The 19,257-nt window shown below is 57.4% G+C and carries 17 protein-coding genes; 14 read left to right on the forward strand and 3 right to left on the reverse strand.

The window, feature by feature from the left end:
• The first annotated feature begins 127 nt into the window (after positions 1-127).
• The 9 genes from ubiE (at position 128) to LRR79_RS03830 (ending at position 6,921) form a co-directional block, all read left to right on the forward strand.
• Complete coding sequence (ubiE, locus tag LRR79_RS03790; protein WP_231759080.1) at positions 128-877, forward strand: bifunctional demethylmenaquinone methyltransferase/2-methoxy-6-polyprenyl-1,4-benzoquinol methylase UbiE; 750 nt, start codon at positions 128-130, stop codon at positions 875-877.
• Between the two features lie 183 nt (positions 878-1,060).
• The gene (locus tag LRR79_RS03795; RefSeq protein ID WP_231759081.1) at positions 1,061-1,708 is read left to right on the forward strand and encodes a ubiquinone biosynthesis accessory factor UbiJ; all 648 of its coding nucleotides are present in this window, start codon (positions 1,061-1,063) and stop codon (positions 1,706-1,708) included.
• Between the two features lies 1 nt (position 1,709).
• The gene (gene ubiB, locus LRR79_RS03800) at positions 1,710-3,344 is read left to right on the forward strand and encodes a ubiquinone biosynthesis regulatory protein kinase UbiB (RefSeq protein WP_231759082.1); all 1,635 of its coding nucleotides are present in this window, start codon (positions 1,710-1,712) and stop codon (positions 3,342-3,344) included.
• Positions 3,345-3,467: 123 nt separating this feature from the next.
• The gene (gene hisI / locus LRR79_RS03805) at positions 3,468-3,866 is read left to right on the forward strand and encodes a phosphoribosyl-AMP cyclohydrolase (protein ID WP_231759083.1); all 399 of its coding nucleotides are present in this window, start codon (positions 3,468-3,470) and stop codon (positions 3,864-3,866) included.
• Positions 3,867-3,874: 8 nt separating this feature from the next.
• Entirely contained in the window at positions 3,875-4,222 is a 348-nt protein-coding gene (locus LRR79_RS03810; protein WP_231759084.1) for a phosphoribosyl-ATP diphosphatase, read from the forward strand.
• A gap of 76 nt (positions 4,223-4,298) precedes the next feature.
• Positions 4,299-4,547, forward strand: a complete 249-nt coding sequence (gene tatA / locus LRR79_RS03815; RefSeq protein ID WP_231759085.1) for a twin-arginine translocase TatA/TatE family subunit — start codon at positions 4,299-4,301, stop codon at positions 4,545-4,547.
• Positions 4,548-4,597: 50 nt separating this feature from the next.
• Complete coding sequence (tatB, locus tag LRR79_RS03820; RefSeq protein WP_231759086.1) at positions 4,598-5,302, forward strand: Sec-independent protein translocase protein TatB; 705 nt, start codon at positions 4,598-4,600, stop codon at positions 5,300-5,302.
• Positions 5,299-6,039 (forward strand): twin-arginine translocase subunit TatC, encoded by a 741-nt coding sequence (gene tatC, locus LRR79_RS03825; RefSeq protein WP_231759087.1) that lies wholly within the window; start codon positions 5,299-5,301, stop codon positions 6,037-6,039. Before tatB ends, tatC begins: the two co-directional genes overlap by 4 nt.
• Before the next feature lie 78 nt (positions 6,040-6,117).
• On the forward strand, positions 6,118-6,921 hold the full coding sequence (locus LRR79_RS03830; protein WP_231759088.1) for an alpha/beta fold hydrolase: 804 nt from the start codon (positions 6,118-6,120) through the stop codon (positions 6,919-6,921).
• 65 nt (positions 6,922-6,986) lie between these two features.
• Here LRR79_RS03830 and LRR79_RS03835 read toward each other — a convergent pair whose 3' ends face one another.
• Positions 6,987-9,197 carry an Ig-like domain-containing protein gene (locus LRR79_RS03835; RefSeq protein WP_322790439.1) on the reverse strand — a complete coding sequence of 737 codons (2,211 nt, stop codon included), beginning with the start codon at positions 9,195-9,197 and terminating at the stop codon, positions 6,987-6,989.
• 552 nt (positions 9,198-9,749) lie between these two features.
• Between LRR79_RS03835 and LRR79_RS03840 the strand changes: the two genes are divergently transcribed.
• Complete coding sequence (locus LRR79_RS03840) at positions 9,750-10,835, forward strand: aminopeptidase (protein WP_231759089.1); 1,086 nt, start codon at positions 9,750-9,752, stop codon at positions 10,833-10,835.
• On the opposite strand, the gene dtd is transcribed toward LRR79_RS03840, so the two are convergent.
• Positions 10,766-11,212: a D-aminoacyl-tRNA deacylase gene (gene dtd, locus LRR79_RS03845; RefSeq protein WP_231759090.1), complete on the reverse strand. Its 447-nt coding sequence runs from the start codon at positions 11,210-11,212 to the stop codon at positions 10,766-10,768. The genes LRR79_RS03840 and dtd overlap by 70 nt on opposite strands.
• A 96-nt stretch (positions 11,213-11,308) precedes the next feature.
• On the opposite strand from dtd, the gene LRR79_RS03850 reads away from it, so the two are divergent.
• From LRR79_RS03850 to LRR79_RS03865, 4 genes are all read left to right on the forward strand, one after another.
• On the forward strand, positions 11,309-13,447 hold the full coding sequence (locus tag LRR79_RS03850) for a prolyl oligopeptidase family serine peptidase (RefSeq protein ID WP_231759091.1): 2,139 nt from the start codon (positions 11,309-11,311) through the stop codon (positions 13,445-13,447).
• 48 nt (positions 13,448-13,495) lie between these two features.
• Positions 13,496-14,512: an NAD-dependent epimerase/dehydratase family protein gene (locus LRR79_RS03855; RefSeq protein ID WP_231759092.1), complete on the forward strand. Its 1,017-nt coding sequence runs from the start codon at positions 13,496-13,498 to the stop codon at positions 14,510-14,512.
• Positions 14,513-14,683: 171 nt separating this feature from the next.
• On the forward strand, positions 14,684-15,523 hold the full coding sequence (locus tag LRR79_RS03860) for a mechanosensitive ion channel family protein (RefSeq protein WP_231759093.1): 840 nt from the start codon (positions 14,684-14,686) through the stop codon (positions 15,521-15,523).
• Positions 15,524-15,625: 102 nt separating this feature from the next.
• Positions 15,626-17,515: a DUF885 domain-containing protein gene (locus LRR79_RS03865; RefSeq protein ID WP_231759094.1), complete on the forward strand. Its 1,890-nt coding sequence runs from the start codon at positions 15,626-15,628 to the stop codon at positions 17,513-17,515.
• Positions 17,516-17,572: 57 nt separating this feature from the next.
• On the opposite strand, the gene LRR79_RS03870 is transcribed toward LRR79_RS03865, so the two are convergent.
• Positions 17,573-19,252 carry an NAD-dependent malic enzyme gene (locus LRR79_RS03870; protein ID WP_231759095.1) on the reverse strand — a complete coding sequence of 560 codons (1,680 nt, stop codon included), beginning with the start codon at positions 19,250-19,252 and terminating at the stop codon, positions 17,573-17,575.
• Between the last annotated feature and the right edge of the window lie 5 nt (positions 19,253-19,257).

The raw sequence follows: 19,257 nt of genomic DNA on the forward strand, positions 1-19,257 counted from the left end.
GGAGTGGGGCTAACAGTCTGGCACCTCTCCCTGCATGCTATCCAGCCTCTAACTCTGGGCCTGCCCCTCTCCCTCGTCCTCTGTTCCCATGTACAATACCGCCTGAATCAGGTACAGCAGGCACACAATGACGGAACGCAAAACGACCCATTTCGGCTACCAGCAGGTGCCGGTGGAAGAGAAGGCCGGACGGGTGGCGGATGTTTTTCACTCGGTGGCGGCGCGCTACGATGTGATGAATGACCTGATGTCCGGTGGTATTCACCGCCTGTGGAAGCGTTTTACCATCGAGCTGTCCGCGGCGCGTCCGGGGCAGGCGATCCTGGATATTGCCGGTGGCACCGGGGATCTGACGGCGCGTTTTTCCCGCATTGTAGGCCCTACCGGCAAGGTGGTGTTGGCGGATATCAATGCGTCGATGCTGAAGGTGGGCCGAGATCGCCTGCTGGACCGCGGGATTGCGGGCAATGTGGAGACGGTGCAGGCGGATGCCCAGTATCTGCCCTTCCCGGACAATACCTTTGACTGTATTACCATTGCCTTCGGCCTGCGCAATGTGACGGATAAGGATCTGGCGTTGCGCTCGATGTTGCGGGTGTTGAGGCCCGGTGGCCGGCTGCTGGTGTTGGAGTTTTCCAAGCCGGAGTCGAAACTGCTGGAGAAGGTGTACGATCAGTATTCTTTCCGCCTGTTACCGTTTATGGGCAAGCTGGTGGCGGACGATGCCGAAAGCTACCGCTATCTCGCTGAGAGTATCCGTATGCACCCGGATCAGGAAACCCTGAAAGGTATGATGGGCGAGGCCGGGTTTGTGGACTGCGAGTTTCACAATATGACCGGTGGTATTGTGGCTCTGCATAAAGGCATTAAGCCTTAGTTTTTCAGTCCGTGGCGGCCCGGGTGGCGGTGTCTCCTTGTGAGACACGAGCTAGGCGCTCCCCCGGTAACCCATCCATGGGGGCTCTTCCGCGAGGTCCCTCTCGCGGAAGGTCTCACAAGGAGACACCGCCACCCGCGCCTTCGCTTCTGCCATCTCACACAGAAGAACTTAGTTAATATAATGACCGACCCCACCTTCCGCGCCGGCTTCGACGCCACCCTGGAGACCGCCATCAACACTGCCTTGCGCTACGACCCGGGTAGCCGCCTGCGCCTGGCCAGGCTGGCGGGCAAGGTGCTGGCGGTAAATCTTACTGCGCCGACCCTGTCACTGTTTCTGGTCATCGACGACGAGGATGGTGAAGAAGGGGGCTATATCGAGGTCCACAGCCGCTGGAGCGGCGAGGTCACCACGGAGCTGTCGGGCTCCGCGCTGGCGTTTATCCAACTGTTGAGAAACCGCGATGCCACCCCGGCCAAACTGGGGGTGACGGTGCGTGGTTCCAGTGCCCTGTTGGCGGAGCTGCAGTCGATCCTGCGAGATCTGGACATCGACTGGGAGGAGCCGTTGGCGAAGCTGATCGGCGATTCACCGGCACACCAGCTGGGTTCAGGCGTGAGGCTGGCGGCGAGCTGGTTGAAGGATGCACTGGGTGCCGCGCCGCGGGCGACGGCGGAGGCGGTGAGTGAAGAGTGGCGCATGACACCGCCGCAGGCGCAGTTCGAGGCGTTCGCGGAAGATGTGGCCGCGTTTGCCCAGGGGGTAGATCGGCTGGAGGCGCGCCTGGCCCTGCTTAAGAGCAAGCTGGACGCGCGGGGGAAAAACTGACGTGCCAATTGCAAGAAGCCTGACCATCGCGCGCGTGTTTCTGCGCTACCGCCTGAATGAACTGGTTCCTGCGGAACACCAGCCGCTGTGGTTGCGCACCTTGTGGGCCCCGGCAAAGCTGTTGCCGGCGGGCGCGGTAAAAGATATGGGGCGCGGCGAGCGCCTGCGCCGGGCTCTGGAAGATCTCGGACCTATTTTTGTGAAGTTCGGCCAGCTGCTGTCGACGCGCCCGGATCTGATGCCTCCGGATATCGTGCAGGAGCTGAATCAGCTGCAGGACAACGTACCCCCCTACCCTGCAGACCAGTGTATCGCGCGTATCGAAGCTTCGCTGGGGGCGCCGGTGGCGGAGCTGTTTGCCGAGTTCGAACGTGAGCCGCTGGCATCTGCGTCCGTAGCCCAGGTGCACGGGGCGCGCCTGAAAGGGGAGAATGGCGAGCCCGGTGCGTCGGTGGTGGTCAAGGTGCTGCGCCCGGGTATCGACAAGATCATCCAGCAGGACCTGGAGTTGCTGGGGGTGATTGCCCGCTGGATCCAGCGCTACCTGCCCGACGGTCGCCGCATGCGCCCGGTAGAGGTGGTGGAGGATTATCGCCATACCATCGAGGGGGAGCTGGATCTGGTGCGCGAGGCGTCCAACGGCTCGGAGCTGAAGCGCAATTTCGCCAATTCGCCACTGCTGTATGTTCCAGAGGTCTACTGGGACTACACGCGCGAAAATGTACTGGTGCTGGAGCGCATTAACGGTATTCCGGTCACGGATCTGCGGCAGCTGCGCGCCCAGAATACCGACATGGCGCTGTTGGCAGAGCGCGGTGTGGAAATTTTCTTCAAGCAGGTGTTTGAGCACAATTTTTTCCACGCAGACATGCACCCGGGGAATATCTTTGTGTCCCGAGAGCACCCGCAACGTCCCAAGTACATCGCCATCGACACCGCCATCGTCGGCAGCCTGACCCGCGAGGATCAGTACTATCTGGCGCGCAATTTGCTGGCTATGTTCCGACGGGATTACCGCATGGTGGCGGAGCTGCATGTGCAGAGTGGCTGGGTGCGCCGGGATACGCCGATCAATGCGTTTGAGTCGTCCATTCGCGCCGTGTGCGAGCCGATTTTCGAAAAGCCTCTGGGGGAAATTTCCTTTGCCCGGGTGCTTATCAGCCTGTTCCAGACCGCCCGACGGTTTGATATGGAAGTACAGCCTCAACTAGTACTTTTGCAGAAAACTTTACTCAATATAGAAGGATTAGGGCGACAGCTGTATCCTCAACTGGATCTGTGGAAAACTGCGCACCCATTCCTGGAGCGCTGGATGCGGGAACGAATTCACCCCAAGACCCTCGCCGGGGAAATTCGTCGATATGGGCCAGAATGGCTGGAAAAGTTCCCGCAAATGCCGCAAATGGCATTTGCCGCACTGGAGCAGGGGCAGGAGCTCGGGCCAAAGCTGCAGCAACTGAGCGAACAACTGGCCGGCAGCCGGAAACGGGGCCGCACGCGCTATGCGCGGATGATTGTGGGTGGGCTTCTCGCACTGGGCGCTGCTCTGGTGGCGTCCCCGGGACTGCTCGCGCAGGTACCGGTTGCCAGCTGGGCGCTGGGGGCGGCGGCGCTGGCACTGTTGCTCTGGCCCTGAGTGGGGTTGTGCCGCTCCGCCTTGAGGGAGCCTGCCCTGTGGGGCCAGGATAGGAGGCAGAAAGCGCCCGGTGCCCAACCGGCTCATCAGCCTACAATAACCAATGCAGTAAGGACGCACACCGTGAGCGAAACCGATTTTACCCAGGCAGTCAGCTGGAACAGCGACGGCCTGGTGCCTGCCATCGCCCAGGACTTCAAGACCGGCCGGGTATTGATGATGGCGTGGATGAATGCCGAGTCCCTGCGCCTGACGGTGGAGGAAGGTCGCGCTGTCTACTGGTCGCGCTCCCGTGGCAAGCTATGGCGCAAGGGGGAGTCCTCTGGACATGTGCAGCAGGTGCGGGAAATTCGCCTCGACTGCGATGGCGACACCATCGTGTTGATGGTGGAGCAGCTGGGCGGCATCGCCTGCCATACCGGTCGTACCAGCTGCTTTTATCAGGTGTTGGAAGAGGGGCAGTGGCAGGTCCGCCAGCCAGTGATTACCGACCCCAAAGAGATCTATTCAGGGGAGAAATAGACCGCGTCATGAGTAATATGCTGACACAACTGGACCGGGTGCTACGGATGCGCATGCAGGAGGGGGACGCGGAGTCCTCCTACGTGGCCAGCCTGCACCGCAAGGGCCTCAACAAGATTCTTGAGAAGGTGGGCGAAGAAGCCACCGAACTGGTGCTCGCCGCCAAGGACGCCGAAGGCAAACCGGCAGAGAGCGAAGAGTACCGTGCAATGATTTCGGAAACGGCGGACCTGTGGTTCCACTCATTGGTGATGCTCAATCACCTGGGGGCGGACTCCCGCGAAGTCCTGGATGAACTGGGACGCCGGTTTGGGCTTTCCGGGCTGGATGAAAAGGCGTCCCGGGGCCAGGACTGAGCACCGGGGACGGTAGTAGCCGACGCAATACGAGCGTCAGGTAACGGATTCAAGAATTTAATCAGGAGCAATTCTCATGGGTATTAGCTGGCAACAATTACTGATCCTGCTGGTCATCGTCCTGCTGATCTTCGGCACCAAACGTCTGCGCAATCTGGGCGGCGACCTTGGGGGGGCCATCAAAGGCTTCAAGAAAGCGATGAAAGAAGAAGATAAAAAGGACGAGGATTCGGAAGACAAAGAACCGGAGCTGCTGGAAAAAGACGAAACCAGCAAGCCACAACAGAAAACGTCCAGCGAAGAAAAGCAGTCCCAGGATAAATAAACCCGGCAGGCCGTTTTGGTTTCACCCGTGGTTAACTGAGCGAGTTGCCCGTGTTTGATATCGGATTTTTTGAACTGCTGTTGATCGGTGTCGTGGGCCTGGTGGTCATCGGCCCCGAGCGCCTGCCCGATGCAGTGCGGACTACCGTGCGCTGGTGGACACAGATCAAGCAGACCCTCGGCAGTGCCAAGGAAGAGCTGGAGCGGGAAGTCGGTGCCGACGATATCCGTCGCGAGCTGCACAACGAGCGTGTACTGAAAGAGCTGCGTGAGAGCCAGCAGGCCATGGAGCGCACTTTCAGTGAGGCTGAGCGCAAGTTTGAGCAGGATCTGAAAGCGGTGGAGGCACAGGCGCAGGCGTTGAAAGTCGATGGGGACGCGACCCCGGAGCCGGAACCCTCAGAGCCGGATCCCGAGGCGGATCAGCGCCGTCGCGCTGCGGACTATCTTCCTGAGGAGGACCGCAACGCGCCCACCGATGAAAAGCCCGAAGAAGATTATCTGCCGGAAGAAGACGAGGACGACGAGGATCAGGAAGACCCGGAATACCCCGAGCATTTACACGATCACGGCGACCCAGAATACAACCCACACCACCCGGATCACTTCAAGCACGAAGAAGATGAAGCCTGGGCGGAGGTCGATCGCCTGGACCCGGCAGATCCAGAATCGGCCGGCCCGGAAGCAGAGGACGCCGAGCCCGCCAAGGCGTCGCACAATGACCGTTCCACCGATCCGGAAAACAAACGTCAATGAGTGAAAAAGACCAGCCGTTTATCGAACACCTGATCGAAATGCGGGACCGCCTGCTGAAAACCCTGCTGGTGGTGGTGGCGATCTTTGCCTGTATGGTGCCCTTCGCCAACGATATCTACAATTTTGTAGCCGACCCGCTGCAGGCACGGTTGACCGAAGGCGCCGGCATGATTGCCACCGAGGTCACCTCCCCCTTCCTGACGCCATTTAAAACGTCATTTGTATTGGCATTTTTTATCGCGATTCCGTTTGTCCTGTACCAGTTCTGGGCGTTTATCGCCCCGGGGCTGTACAAGCATGAGAAGCGCCTGATTGCTCCGCTGATGATTTCCAGTATTTTTCTGTTCTATGCGGGAATGGCGTTTGCGTACTTTGTGGTGTTCCCACTGATCTTTGAGTTTTTCATCAGCTCGGCGCACGCGGACATCAAGGTTTTACCGGATATTCGTAGCTATCTGGATCTCGCGCTGAAACTGTTTTTTGCCTTTGGCTTTGCCTTCGAAATTCCCATCGCCACCCTGTTGCTGATCTGGAGTGGTGCGGTCACCGCGAAAGACCTGGCCAAGAAGCGCCCCTACGTGATCGTAGCGTGCTTCGCGATGGGAATGTTGCTGACGCCCCCGGATGTGATTTCCCAGACCCTGCTGGCGGTGCCCATGTGGATATTGTTCGAGATCGGTATTTTCTTCGGGCGCTGGGTAAAACGCGGCAAAACCGAAGAGGCTGAGGTGCAGTAGCAATCCGAATGCCCAGTGCCGGCGTATGCTGTCAATAAGGTTATCCCGTTTATTGGCCGACGCGAGGGGCATTGTGCCGTGGGTAAACAAAGCAGTCCGAGCCGTTATCCGACACCTGGTCGCGCCATCTGTGCGCTGATCGCACTGACACTGCTCATCCCGGGGCAGGCGGTCTACGCAAATAGTGCGGATCAACCGGGCGAGCCCTGCGCGATTCTGATCCACGGAATTACCAAAGATTCGCGCTCAATGGCGTCGATTGCCGCAGCCCTGAGTGAAGCCGGTTTCCACACGGTCAATCTCGACTATCCGTCCCGGCAACACCCGATCGAAACCCTTGCCGAGATGGCCATTCCCGTAGGTCTGAACGCCTGCAGGCAGGCAAACGCCGCACCGCTCTACTTTGTCACCCACTCCATGGGCGCACTGTTATTACGGCAGTACTATGAGCATCGAAAAACTTCCGATATTGCCCGCGTGGTCATGCTGGGGCCGCCGAACCAGGGCAGCCGCCTGGGAAACTTTCTCTCCTGTATTCCGATCATCAAGGATGTCAATGGACCGGCGGGAAAACAGATGGGAGTGGATGAGCGGAGTTTGCCCAGCCGATTGGGCCCGGTAAAGTTTCCACTGGGCGTCATTGCCGGCACGCGTTCATTCAATCCATTTTTTTCAGCGATTATCAGTGGTGATGACGATGGGGTCGTGGGACTTGCGAGTACCTATGTGGAGGGCATCTGTGCACGCGTGGCGTATCCGTTGACGCACAATGGGTTAGCCGGCAGTGCGCAGGTCATTGCTCAAGTGGTCGCGTTTTTGAAGTCCGGGAAATTTAGTGGCCCAGAAGTGGAAAATTACGCATGTGATAAAAATATCGATTAGAGGATGGGTTGTGTAGCGAAAACAAGAAGCGCCCTGCAGGGCGCTTCAAAGTATAATCTCGTGCCTCAGGGGGTGGGAGTGAAACGATCGATGTAACTAGAAATAAACACCTCTTCTCCCTCACCTGTACCTCGCTGCTTCGAGTAATCTATCTCCTGGTAGATACGAACAAAGTATTCACTACCCAACTGTGCCAGTGGCTCAATTTCCCGGTATCGATACTCCACGCAATCCGGGTCATCCTCAGCGCAACTGGAAGGATAGGGATCGGAATTGTCGTTGCGGTGATGAAAGTAGCGCATGTCAAGATATCCCGTGTCTTCCGACCACTGATAACCTGAAATGGCGCGTCGGTAAGTACCATTGGAGCGATACAGCTGCGAGCCAGTGCCGTCTGCAAAAAACTCAAAACCAAAACCGCTTGCACTGTACTTGGATGCTTCGTCAAGCAGTGCAAACTGCTGATCTTTAATAACCAGTGATCCCGGAACCGGTAGTCTCAACCCTTTTGTGACGGGCACAAGGTAGTCGCCGCCCACAGAGGCGATAGAACCATCGGCACGCCTGACGACCCCCAGAACCTTGAGCCCGTCCCCTTTCGTTCCTAGTGCAACATACTCCACCGTGATACCACGGTTCATCGCAAGCACAAGTCGCCCGTTTTCGTCGAGCGACATGACCCCGGTATCGGTATAGTCATTTTTGAAATCAAACCGCTGGGTGATTGTGCCGTTTGCGTTCGGTGATACGAGCACCGCTTGCCAATGGTAAGGGCCCTGATAAATCGTCTCGTCTTTATCGAGATAGCTACCGATAGCAAAAGTGCTTTGTGTGGCAGCGGAAAAATCGCCAAACTGGGCGTTGTTTAGCTGGAGGAAGTTGGGGGCTGTGGTAAAAATGGCTTTGCTTTCGTCACAACGGTACTGAGTCGTTTGTTGATAGGTTGAAAATACAGTGGTATCCAGTACCTTGCTCAATACAGTTTTGATCGGTGTGGCCGTGTAGCTGATTACTTCAGGCGCAGTACACTCTTCTCGGCCATCATAAAAATAAACAGAATCCAGCACTCCGTCCACATCAATTGAGATCGTATTGCCTGCAACACGAACTTTAACGCGATTGTCCTGATCGCTCTTTGTCGAGTGGGTCGCGTAATATCCGTATTCCGAATCCGCGGCCGGCAACTGAACATTGATTCCCGTCGCACGGGTAGCGCTAAGGTCGCCCAGATCGATAAACAGGAACTCCTGCTCCGGTGCTGTTTCAAGCGCCTTGATTTGCTTTGAGTTGCTGAGGATTTGGCTGCGATAGGTCGTGTATTTTTCAGGGTTACTCGCTTCTAACTGCTCAGCGAGAGTCACGGCTTTTGGATGATCTATCAAAAAGTCGTAGGTGTTGAGCTGAGTGAATTCACTCCATTGGTCCCCTGCTAATAGGGATTTGAGGGCAATGGCACTTTCCATCACCAATATTTGCGGCAAAGTTTGTGCGGAATTTGTCAGGACATCGAATGAATGAATTTCACCTCCCGCCACCATTTCCATATAGGCGCTTGCGCTGGTCCCTGCGGCAGAGAGATATAGGGTTGGCACGGTTTCCTCAGTGACGATGCCATCATTTGCCTGGGACTTCAGGAAGCCTAAAGTACCTAAATATGACTTCAGTGTTATCCCTTTATTAATGTCCGTATTTTGGTGTTCCGACTGGACGGCGACCAACGCACTGTCATCTTCTACAGGGAGCTCCAGCTGGAACCGGCGGCCATCGAGCTTTGCCTGGTATTCCCTGGTGCCCACGGTAACCGTGACGGTACCAATACCGCTGACTGACTCCCCGATAGTCCCGGAGAGGGTCAGCAACGAGTCAATGTTGATACTGACGGTAGCCTGCGATTCATCGGTGCCATCGCTTATGGTGTAGGAAAACCTGTCCGTACCGCGGACGTCATTTTTGAGGGTGTAGCGAATCTTATCGCCTTCAATCGTGGGATCAGTTCCGAATTCCGATGACTCGACCGCAGTCAGAGTCAGCGCGTCACCGTCGGCATCGGAGTCATTAGCCAGCACATCAATCACGATTGACGTTTCCCGGGGGGAGACGGAGACACTGTCATTGTTTGCTATCGGGGCGGTATTGGTTGGTGATGTCCCACCTGGACCGGATGGTGCATCGCTCCCGCCACCACCGCCGCCACAGGCTGCAACGGAAAGACAAAGAGTCAGAAAAAAGAGTGGTTTGAGTGTGCTAACTAGCATGCCCGAATCAGGCCTGTACATCCGATTTCCCCCTTAAGATGTGGATTGTTCAATTATTAGTCGGTTTGCCACATCCCTTGGCGCAAAATTCAACGCCGAAAAATACCCCAAAGAATTGCCGAAATACAGGTTTTCCTGTGGTTGCAGCCGGACCGTTGGTCAAAAAATTCTGTTGGTGAATGGCCGACCTCGCGTGCCTTGTTGCAGGTAGTCCAGGATTAGTCAGGGAGAGCGACTATGCTGGAAAGCAGTAAGATCGCCACAGACAATAGAGCCAGTTGTCTCCTATGCTCAGAGTTTGCGAGTAGCAGAAGCAGGGGAAGAGGTGGGAAAATCAGCGCAGAGATACCCATTACGGTAGAAACACCAAAAGAAAGCCGTATCAGATAAATCCACAACACGGCACTGAGCACCAGCACAAACACCAGTGAAACAGCGGCAACGGGCGGCATGGACGACTCCCTGATCAAATCTTTCCTCTATAGAATAAAATTAGCTGTTCGACCTTGGCACATCACCCTTCCGGAGGCGCGAAGGCGCCTCCTGCTGCGCCTTTCCGCACTGGTGGTGGCGGTGGCGATCAGTGGGTGCGAAACCGTACATTTCTATTCGCAAGCTGCCACTGGCCAGCTCAAGATTCTGGCGGGTCGCAAACCCATTGATCGCCTGGTCGCGGATGAACAGACGGACCCGAAACTGCGACGACAGTTGGCGTGGGTTCAATCGATTCGCGCCTACGCAGCCGGGGAACTACATCTACCGGTAGGGACGGCCTACAGTGACTTTACCCAGCTCGAAGACGAGTATGTTCTGTACAACGTTGTGGCGGCGCCGGAGTTCTCGCTGTCGCCCAAACACTGGTGTTACCCCATTGCCGGCTGTGCCAGTTACCGCGGTTACTTTGACAAACGGGACGCACGGGCCCAGGCGGGGCAGCTGCGGGCCCAGGGGTACGATGTGTATCTCGGGCCGGTGCCCGCCTATAGCACCCTCGGCTGGTTTGACGATCCGGTGCTGTCGAGCTTTGTGGACTGGACGCCGGACCGGCTCGCCAGCCTGCTGTTTCACGAACTTGCACATCGGCGGCTGTATATTGCCGGTGACACGCAGTTTAACGAGAGTTTTGCCACCGCGGTCTCCCGGATCGCACTGCCGGACTGGCGGCGGCGCAACGGTATCGCCGCACCGAAAGTGGCGAACGTGGAGCAGGCGCGGCGGGTCAACAGCCTGATGGTCAGTGCGCGCAGGCAGCTGCAGGCGCTGTATCAGTCCGATCTGAGCGATGATGAAAAGCGCGCGCGCAAGAACAATACACTGCGGCGGTTGCGCTACTGCTATCGCAAGGCGTCTGAGGGCTGGTCCGAAGATGAAAAATTTGCCCGGATGATCGAGAAAACCAACAACGCTACCCTGGCGCTGGTGAGCGAGTATCAGTCGCAGGTGCCCGCGTTTGTGCAGCTATACAAAGACAGTGGACGGAACTGGGAAGCCTTTTACCTGGCGGTGGAACAGCTGGGGGCACAGCCAAAAGAAGCGCGCAAGGCGCGGTTGGATGCCCTCAACAAACGGGCGCAGGCCTCCATCGAGGCTCAGGCCTCCAGCAAGAAAGTCACTGGCCCGTCATTGCAGAGCGAAACCTGCATGTCTGCGGCAAACTGACCGCCCGCCACCGGGCAGCCGTGAGCAATGTTGCTTTGCGCCTGGGTCAGAAAATATTCGTACAGGGCATTGGCATGCTGAGGGGTGGCCCCGCGGCTGAAACTGGGGCGCAACCCCCTGGCGGTATCCGCAACCAGGGTGAACTGACTGACCACCAGTAGTCCGCCACCGGCCTGCTGCACATTCAGGTTCATCTTGCCCTGGTCATCGCTAAAAATTCGATAATGTAGAACCTTGTGCAGAAGTTTGTCGGCGGTCTCTTCCGTATCGGTGGCCTCGACACCGAGCAGCAGCATGATTCCGTGCTCAATGGCACCGACGGATTCACTGCCCACTTCCACTTTTGCGTGTTTTACCCGCTGAATCAGGCCTTTCATCGATAACCTCTTCTAAAATTCTGGTGCCCGCTGGATGCTTGGCGGCGAATTTTCTAGATTAGCCCACTGATCGCCAATAAAAAACCGGAAGTCTCCATGAACAAGACCGCTTTGACCCTCATCGCCGGAGCTGCCATCCCTGTGCTGGCCGCTGTAGCGGCCATCGCCGCGCACAGCGACAAGCCCGCGCTGGAATACCCTGACACCGCGACTGTCGAGCAGAAAGACGACTACTTTGGCACCAGCGTCAGTGATCCCTACCGCTGGCTGGAGGAACAGGAGTCCGGGCCGGTCAAAGCGTGGGTAGCGGCTCAGAATGACTTCTCGTTGCCCAGACTGAAAGCGCTGCCGGGGTGGGACAGGATCAATAAGCGCCTGACAGAACTGTGGCAGTACGAACGCTACGGTGTGCCCTATAAAAAGGCCGGCCAGGTATTCTATGAATACAATGACGGCACCTGGGACCAGAACGTGTTTTACAGCACCCGGGATATCCACAAGGACGGTGTTGTAGTGCTCGACCCCCGTGCGCTGAGTGAAGATGGTACGGTTGCCGCCAAGCGCTATTCGGTGAGCCCGAATGGCCGCTATCTCGCCTACGGCACCTCCGACGGCGGTACCGACTGGACCGATTATCATGTGCGCGACCTCAAAACCCGCCGCCTGCTGCCGGATCACCTCAAGGGGATAAAATTCAGCGGTGCCAGCTGGGCCAAGGACGAGTCCGGCTTCTACTACAGCCGGTATCCATTCGACAAGGATGGCAGTGCCGACGACAGCAAACAGGTCTCTGTCTATTTTCATAAAATTGGTGAGCCGCAAAGCAAGGACCAGCTGGTTTATCAGATCACCGATCACCCAACCCGCAACCCCGGTGCAGAAGTCAGTGACGACGGCAAGTACCTGATTCTGGGTATTTTTGACGGCTACGACAGCAACGGCATTTACTACAAGGATCTCACCGACCCCAACGCAAAGGTGGTGAAGCTGCTGGACGACTGGGATGCTCTGTACACCTTTCTCGGTAATGATGGAAAAACCTTCTTTTTCGAGACCAATGCGGATGCCACCAATGGCCGCATTGTCGCGATTGATCTCGACAAACCGGAAAAAGCAAACTGGAAAACCCTGGTGCCGGAGCAGCAAAATGCCCTGCAGAGCGCCAGTCTGATTGGTGGGCACTTTGTGCTGCACTACCTCGAAGATGCCAAATCCAAGGTGCTGGTGACGGACCTGAATGGCAAGCAGCAGTACGAACTGAAGCTACCGGGTATGGGGACCGTGGAAGGTTTCTACGGTGACCCGGATGACAGAGAAACCTATTACGCGTTCAGCAATTTTCTGACGCCGCCCAGTATTTACAAGCTGGACGTAGCCAGTGGCGAAAGTGAAAAAGTCAAAGCGCCGGAGTATCCCGCAGACTTTTCCGACTACACGGTTAGCCAGCATTTCTTTACCAGCAAAGATGGCACCCGCGTGCCCCTGTTCCTGGTCAGTAAAAAAGGCCTGAAAAAAGACGGCAAAAATCCGACGCTGCTGTACGGTTACGGCGGCTTCAATGCCGCGCAGCTGCCGCGCTTCTACACACGCTTTGCCGGCTGGCTGGATATGGGCGGTACCTTTGCCATGGTGAGTCTGCGCGGTGGCAGTGAATACGGGGGTGACTGGCACAAAGCCGGCACCAAACTGCAGAAACAGAATGTATTCGATGACTTTATCGGTGCTGCGGAATGGCTGGTTGACGAACAAATCACTTCCCCGGAAAAGCTCGGCATCATGGGGCGCTCCAACGGCGGCCTTCTGGTGGGCGCCGTGGAAGTGCAGCGCCCGGAGCTGTTCAAGGTGGCCCTGCCCATCGTCGGGGTGTTGGATATGCTGCGCTATCACACTGCGTCGGCCAATGCCCGCCAGTGGTCCAGTGACTACGGTCTGTCGGAAAACAAAGACGAGTTTAAAGCGCTCTACGCCTACTCCCCGGTGCACAACACCAAAGAAGGCGCCTGCTACCCGGCCACCCTGATCACTACCGCCGACCGCGATGACCGCGTGGTCCCCTGGCACAGCTACAAATTCGCCGCCGCACTGCAGCGGGATCAGGGCTGTGACAACCCCATCTTCCTCGCGGTGGAAACCCGTGCGGGCCACGGCGCCGGCAAGCCGGTGTGGATGCAGGTGGAAGACTTTACCAATCAGTATGCGTTTCTTGCCCATGAATTGGGGCTGGAGATCAAGTAGTCTCGAGGCTGTGGGGGAGCCGCCGGCGCCCCGAAGGCGGAAGACAATATGCGCGCATTCGTAACCGGTGGCACCGGCTTTCTCGGTGCCAACCTGATTGAACAATTGGTCGATGCGGGGTGGGAGGTTACTGCCATGCACCGTCCGGGTTCTGATATCCGGCGGCTGCAGGCTGTTGGCGCCAAACCGGTACAGGCCTCGCTCGCCAGCCCCGATTCCCTGCGTGCAGCACTACCTGACCAGCTGGATGCTGTCTTTCATCTGGCGGGCAATACCAGTATGTGGCGTGGCGGGAATGCGCAGCAGTGGCAGGACAATGTGGTCGGCGCGGGCAATCTGGCCCGGGTAGCGCGACAGCACTTCGCCAGGCAGAACAGGGCCGGGCGTATGATCGTCACCAGTTCGATCTCGGCCTACGGTTACCACAATGGCGTCATCAGCGAAGCCAGCTGCAAACTCGCCACCACCCCCCGCGATCATTACCACTATTCCAAAATGCATGGGGAATTATCCGTGCAGGAAGAGATCGCGCGCGGACTCGATGCGGTCTTTCTCAACCCCTGCGCGATTGTGGGAAAATACGACGTATCGAGCTGGGCTCAGACCTTCTTTCTGCTGGCCGAAAACCGCCTGCCGGGGGTGCCGCCGGGCGCGGGTTCTTTCTGCCATGCGGGCGCGGTTGCGCGGGCCCACATTGATGCATTTTCCCGCGGCCGAACTGGCGAGAACTATATTCTTGCCGGAACCGATGCCAGCTTCCTGGAGTTTTTCCGTATTATTGCAGAGCTCGTGGGCGTACCCGCCCCGCGACGTACCACGCCGGCATTTGCGATCCATACGGTTGCCGCCTTCTCCGACCTACTCTCCCGCTTCAGCGGTCGCGAACCGGCAGTTACGCCCCAGAAAGCACGACTACTCACCAGTCGCGCGCTGGCGGACTCCACCCGTGCAGAGCGTGAACTGGGTTACCGCAACCCCTTGGCGCTTGCGGATATGCTGGCAGAATCCCGGGACTGGCTGGTGGCACAGGGCCTGCTTCAGCTGCCCTGCGCCCCGCTCCGCTGAGTACAAAACTTTCACAACGGTTATGAATCGACAAAATATTATTTTTATTCTGGTGCTGACGCTGCTGGTGTTGCAGCTGATACAGCACTATTTCTTTTCCGGGGCAGCGTAGCCCTCGAGGCACCCCCTGGCCTATGCTTCGCATTGAATTTTGAATCAGGAGGTTACTCTGTGGATGGACTGAAAGCGCAAATGGACGAGCTCTGGCCGGTACTGATCGACGTGGGCCTGAATATTTTGTGGGCGCTGCTGGCGCTACTGGTGACCTGGATCGCGGCGAAGATCGTGTCCAGAGCGGTAAACCGGCTCAGTGAGCGCGGTATCGATGAGACCCTGGTACCCGTGCTGGAAACGCTGGCGGTCTGGGGCACCTACGTGGTGGGTGGCCTGGTGGTGCTGGATATTTTCGGTGCAAATACCACATCTCTGGTTGCCCTGCTGGGTGCCGCGGGCCTGGCCATTGGCCTTGCACTGAAAGATACCCTGCAGAGCATCGCCGCGGGTTTTGTCCTGTTGGGCCTGCGCCCGTTCCGGGTGGGGGAAACCATTCAGTTTGGCGGCACCATCGGCACCGTGCGCAAGGTTGGCCTGTTCACCACCGAGTTGGACACCCCCGACGGGCTGCGTATTTCTGCGCCCAATGACAAGGTCTGGGGTGAGACTCTGACTAACTTCACCCGCAATTCCAGCCGGCGCATCGAGATTATTGCCAGTATCGCCTACGGGGATGATATCGAGACCGGCATGCGCGTACTGCGTGATCTCGTGGCCCAGGAGCCCCGCATTCTGGCGGACCCGGAGCCGGCCTATGCGGTACGTGCGCTGGCGGACAGCTCGGTGAATCTGCACCTGCGCGCCTGGGCCAAGACCGATGACTACTGGGATGTGTATTGGGACCTGATGAAGAAGCTCAAGCCGGCGCTGGAAGCGGAGGGGCTGACCATTCCGTTCCCGCAGCGGGAGCTGCACATCGTCAACAGCGATGAGAAGAAAGTGCCCAAAATCGGCTGAATTTTTGCAGTAAATCGGTATGGTTACACGCGATATCCTACCCCCGATATTGCATGTGGATTGAAGTAATTCTTAAAAAACGCTTTTACAAGAGGCTAAATTATGCGCAAAGCGCTCCTGAGTCTGGTGATTGCAGCGGCCGTGGCCGGCTGTCAGCAGAGTGAAGAACCGAAAAAACCGTCTGAGCAGGTAAACCCCGCTCAATCCGGTGAGCAGGCGACTCAACTACCGGCGAACCCGGAAGACCAGCAGCAAGACGAGACCAAGCGTCTCACCCAGTGGTTCGATGCCAAGTTCGAAGAAGAGCTGCAGTTCAGCCCGATTCAGCTCAGCTACCTGGGTCGCAAGGAGCAGTACGACAAGATCGACGATATGACCAAGGCCGCAGACGAGCGCGAACTCGCCTGGAAGAAAGCCACCGTCGAGGAAATGAAGCAGCAGTTCGATTACGACAAGCTCACCGCCGAAGGCAAAGAGTCTTACGATCTGTGGATTCAGCAGTACGAGCAGGACAAAGCCAACCAGTCCTTCGCCGACCACAGCTACTTCGCCAGTGAGCTGGGTGGACCGGAAGCCCAGTTGCCCACTTTTATGATCAACCAGCACAAGGTGGAAACCGAGCAGGATATGCGCGATTACATCGCCCGTATCGGCGGCATCAGCACCGCCCTCGGTCAACTGCTTGAGCGCGCTCAGGGCTCCGCCAAAAAAGGCATTCGTCCGCCCCAGTTTGCCTATGACCTGGCTATCGAGCGGGCAGAAAAAGTCACCACCGGCCAACCGTTCAGCGATGGTGAAGACGCGCCGCTGATGGCCGATGCAAAGAAAAAGATCGCCGCTCTGAAAGAGGCCGGCACGATCGACGATGCCACCGCGAAAGAATTGCAGACGCAGGCAGCAGAGGCGCTGACCAGCGAGATGAAACCGGCTTACGATGCGTACATTGCCTGGCTGAAAGAAGATCGGGGGAATGCCGATGAGGAGCCGAGGGGCGTTTCCAATCTGCCCGACGGCGATAACTACTACGCCAACCGTCTGGCCAATTACACCACCCTGCCGATGACGGCGGATGAGGTGCACCAGCTTGGCCTCGACGAAGTGGCGCGTATTCGTAAGGAGATGGAAGCCATCAAGGATCAGGTGGGCTTCGACGGTGACCTGCAGGAATTTTTCACTTATATCCGCACCGATGACAAGTTCTACTATCCGAACACCGATGAAGGTCGCAAGGAATACCTTGAAGAGGTCGAGGGTTACCTGGCCGATATCGAAGCCAAATTGCCGGAGTACTTCGGTATCCTGCCCAAGGCCGACCTGGTGGTGAAACGTGTCGAGCCCTTCCGTGAAGTACCCGGTGGTGCGCAGCACTACTCGTCTGCAACCCCGGACGGATCGCGCCCAGGCACCTACTATGTGCACATGTCTGATATGAGTGCACTATCCAAGGCGGATATGGAAACGGTGACCTACCACGAAGGGAACCCGGGCCACCATCTGCAGATCTCTATTGCTCAGGAACTGGACGATATCCCACAATTCCGTACCCAGGCACACTTCACACCCTACATCGAAGGTTGGGCGCTCTACTCGGAAAAACTCTCCAAGGAGATGGGACAGTTTAAAGATCCGTACCGGGATTTCGGCCGCCTGACCGCAGAAATGTGGCGTGCGATTCGCCTGGTAGTGGATACCGGTATGCACTCAAAAGGCTGGAGCCAGGATCAGGCGGTGGAGTACTTCCTGGAGAACTCTGCGATTCCGGAGGGCGCGGTACGCTCCGAGGTTCGTCGTTACCTGACTTACCCCGGACAGGCGACTTCCTACAAAATCGGTATGCTGAAAATTGAAGAGCTGCGCGCGAACGCAGAAAAAGAATTGGGCGATCAATTCGATATTCGCGCCTTCCACGACACGGTACTGGGTGGTGGTGCGCTGCCGTTGCCGCTACTGGAAAGACGTGTCAATGACTGGGTTGAAAGTGTAAAAAACTGATCTATCCGACATGCGAAAAATAGCGGGCCTGGTGCCCGCTATTTTTTTGCCTGTGAATCAGAATGCCACGCGACGGTAGCGGCGATAATTGGGCGACCAGAAATTCTTTTCGATATTCTTTTCCAGTTTTTCCGGGGTGATACCCGGAGCCACGCCGTCTTCCTGTGCCTGTAGCCCCACCGCCATGGCGATGGCTTTGCCCACTTCGCGGATATCCGATAGCGATGGCAGCAGCGCGCCACTGCCCTTCTGCACCACCGGCGCATTTTCTGCCAGCGCGTTGGATGCCGCCATCAGCATATTTTCGGTTACCCGGTTGGCGTTGGCCGCGATGACTCCGAGGCCGATACCGGGGAAGATATACACGTTGTTGCACTGGGCAATCGGATACTTCTTGCCGTTGAGCTCAACCGGCTCGAACGGGCTGCCAGTGGCCACCATTGCCGCGCCATCGGTCCATTGCAGAACCTCCTGGGGCGTCGCTTCTGCACGGGAAGTGGGGTTGGACAGGGGCATGACCAGCGGGCGCTTGCAGCCCTTGTGCAGTGCTTCGATCACCGGTTGGGTGAACAGTCCGCCCTGCCCGGAAACGCCGATCAGAATGGTCGGTTTCACCTGCTCGATCAGGGTCTGCAGATCCCACTCCGGTGCCTGTGGGTACTTGTCCGGACTCTGCGCCAGCTTCTCCTGGAAATCGTGCAGGCCCTTCATATCACTGGTGACCAGCCCGTAGCGGTCGAACATAAACAGGTGCTCGCGGGCCTTGGCGTCGCTCAGACCATCATTCACCATCGCCGCCACAACCTGTTCGGCGATGCCACAGCCGGCAGACCCGGCACCCACCACCAGCACTTTCTGTTTGGAGAGCTTCTCGTCTTTCGCCTTGCACGCCGCCAGCATGGTGCCGAGCGCGACGGAAGCGGTGCCCTGAATGCCGTCATTGAAACAGCACACCTGGTCGCGGTAGCGGTTCAGTATGGGCATGGCGTTGGTCTGGGCGAAATCCTCAAACTGGATCAGCACCTTGGGCCAGCGGCGTTTTACTGCAGCGATAAATTCATCGACAAATTCGTCGTATTCTTCCTGGGAAATACGTTCGTTGCGCCAGCCCATATACATGGGGTCATTCAGCAGGGTCCGGTTGTTGGTGCCCACATCCAGGGTGACCGGCAGTGTATAGGCCGGGCTGATGCCGCCACAGGCGGTGTACAGGGACAGTTTGCCGATGGGGATGCCCATACCGCCGATGCCCTGATCGCCGAGACCGAGGATTCTTTCGCCGTCGGTGACCACGATGACTTTCACGTTCTGCTTGGTCGCGCTGCGCAGAATATCGTCCATATGTTTGCGGTCCGGGTAGGACACAAACAGCCCGCGGTGGTTGCGGTAGATATTGGAAAATTCCTCACAGGCGGCGCCTACGGTGGGGGTATAGATGATGGGCAGCATCTCTTCGATATGCTGCTCGATCAGGCGAAAGAACAGAGTCTCATTATCGTCCTGGATTGCGCGCAGGTAGATATGGCGCTCAAGATCGGTATTGCACTGCTGGTACTGGCGGTAGGCGCGGCGCACCTGTTCACTGATGGTTTCCACGTTGGTGGGTAACAGACCGATCAGGTTGAACTCGATGCGCTCCTGCAGGGTAAACGCGCTGCCCTTGTTGAGCAGGGGAATTTCCAGCAGGGAGGGGCCGGCGTGGGGAATATACAGGGGGCGTTTGTCTTTCTGGCTCATATACG

The organism is Microbulbifer elongatus (assembly GCF_021165935.1).
In the GTDB taxonomy this organism is placed as follows: Bacteria; Pseudomonadota; Gammaproteobacteria; order Pseudomonadales; family Cellvibrionaceae; genus Microbulbifer; species Microbulbifer elongatus.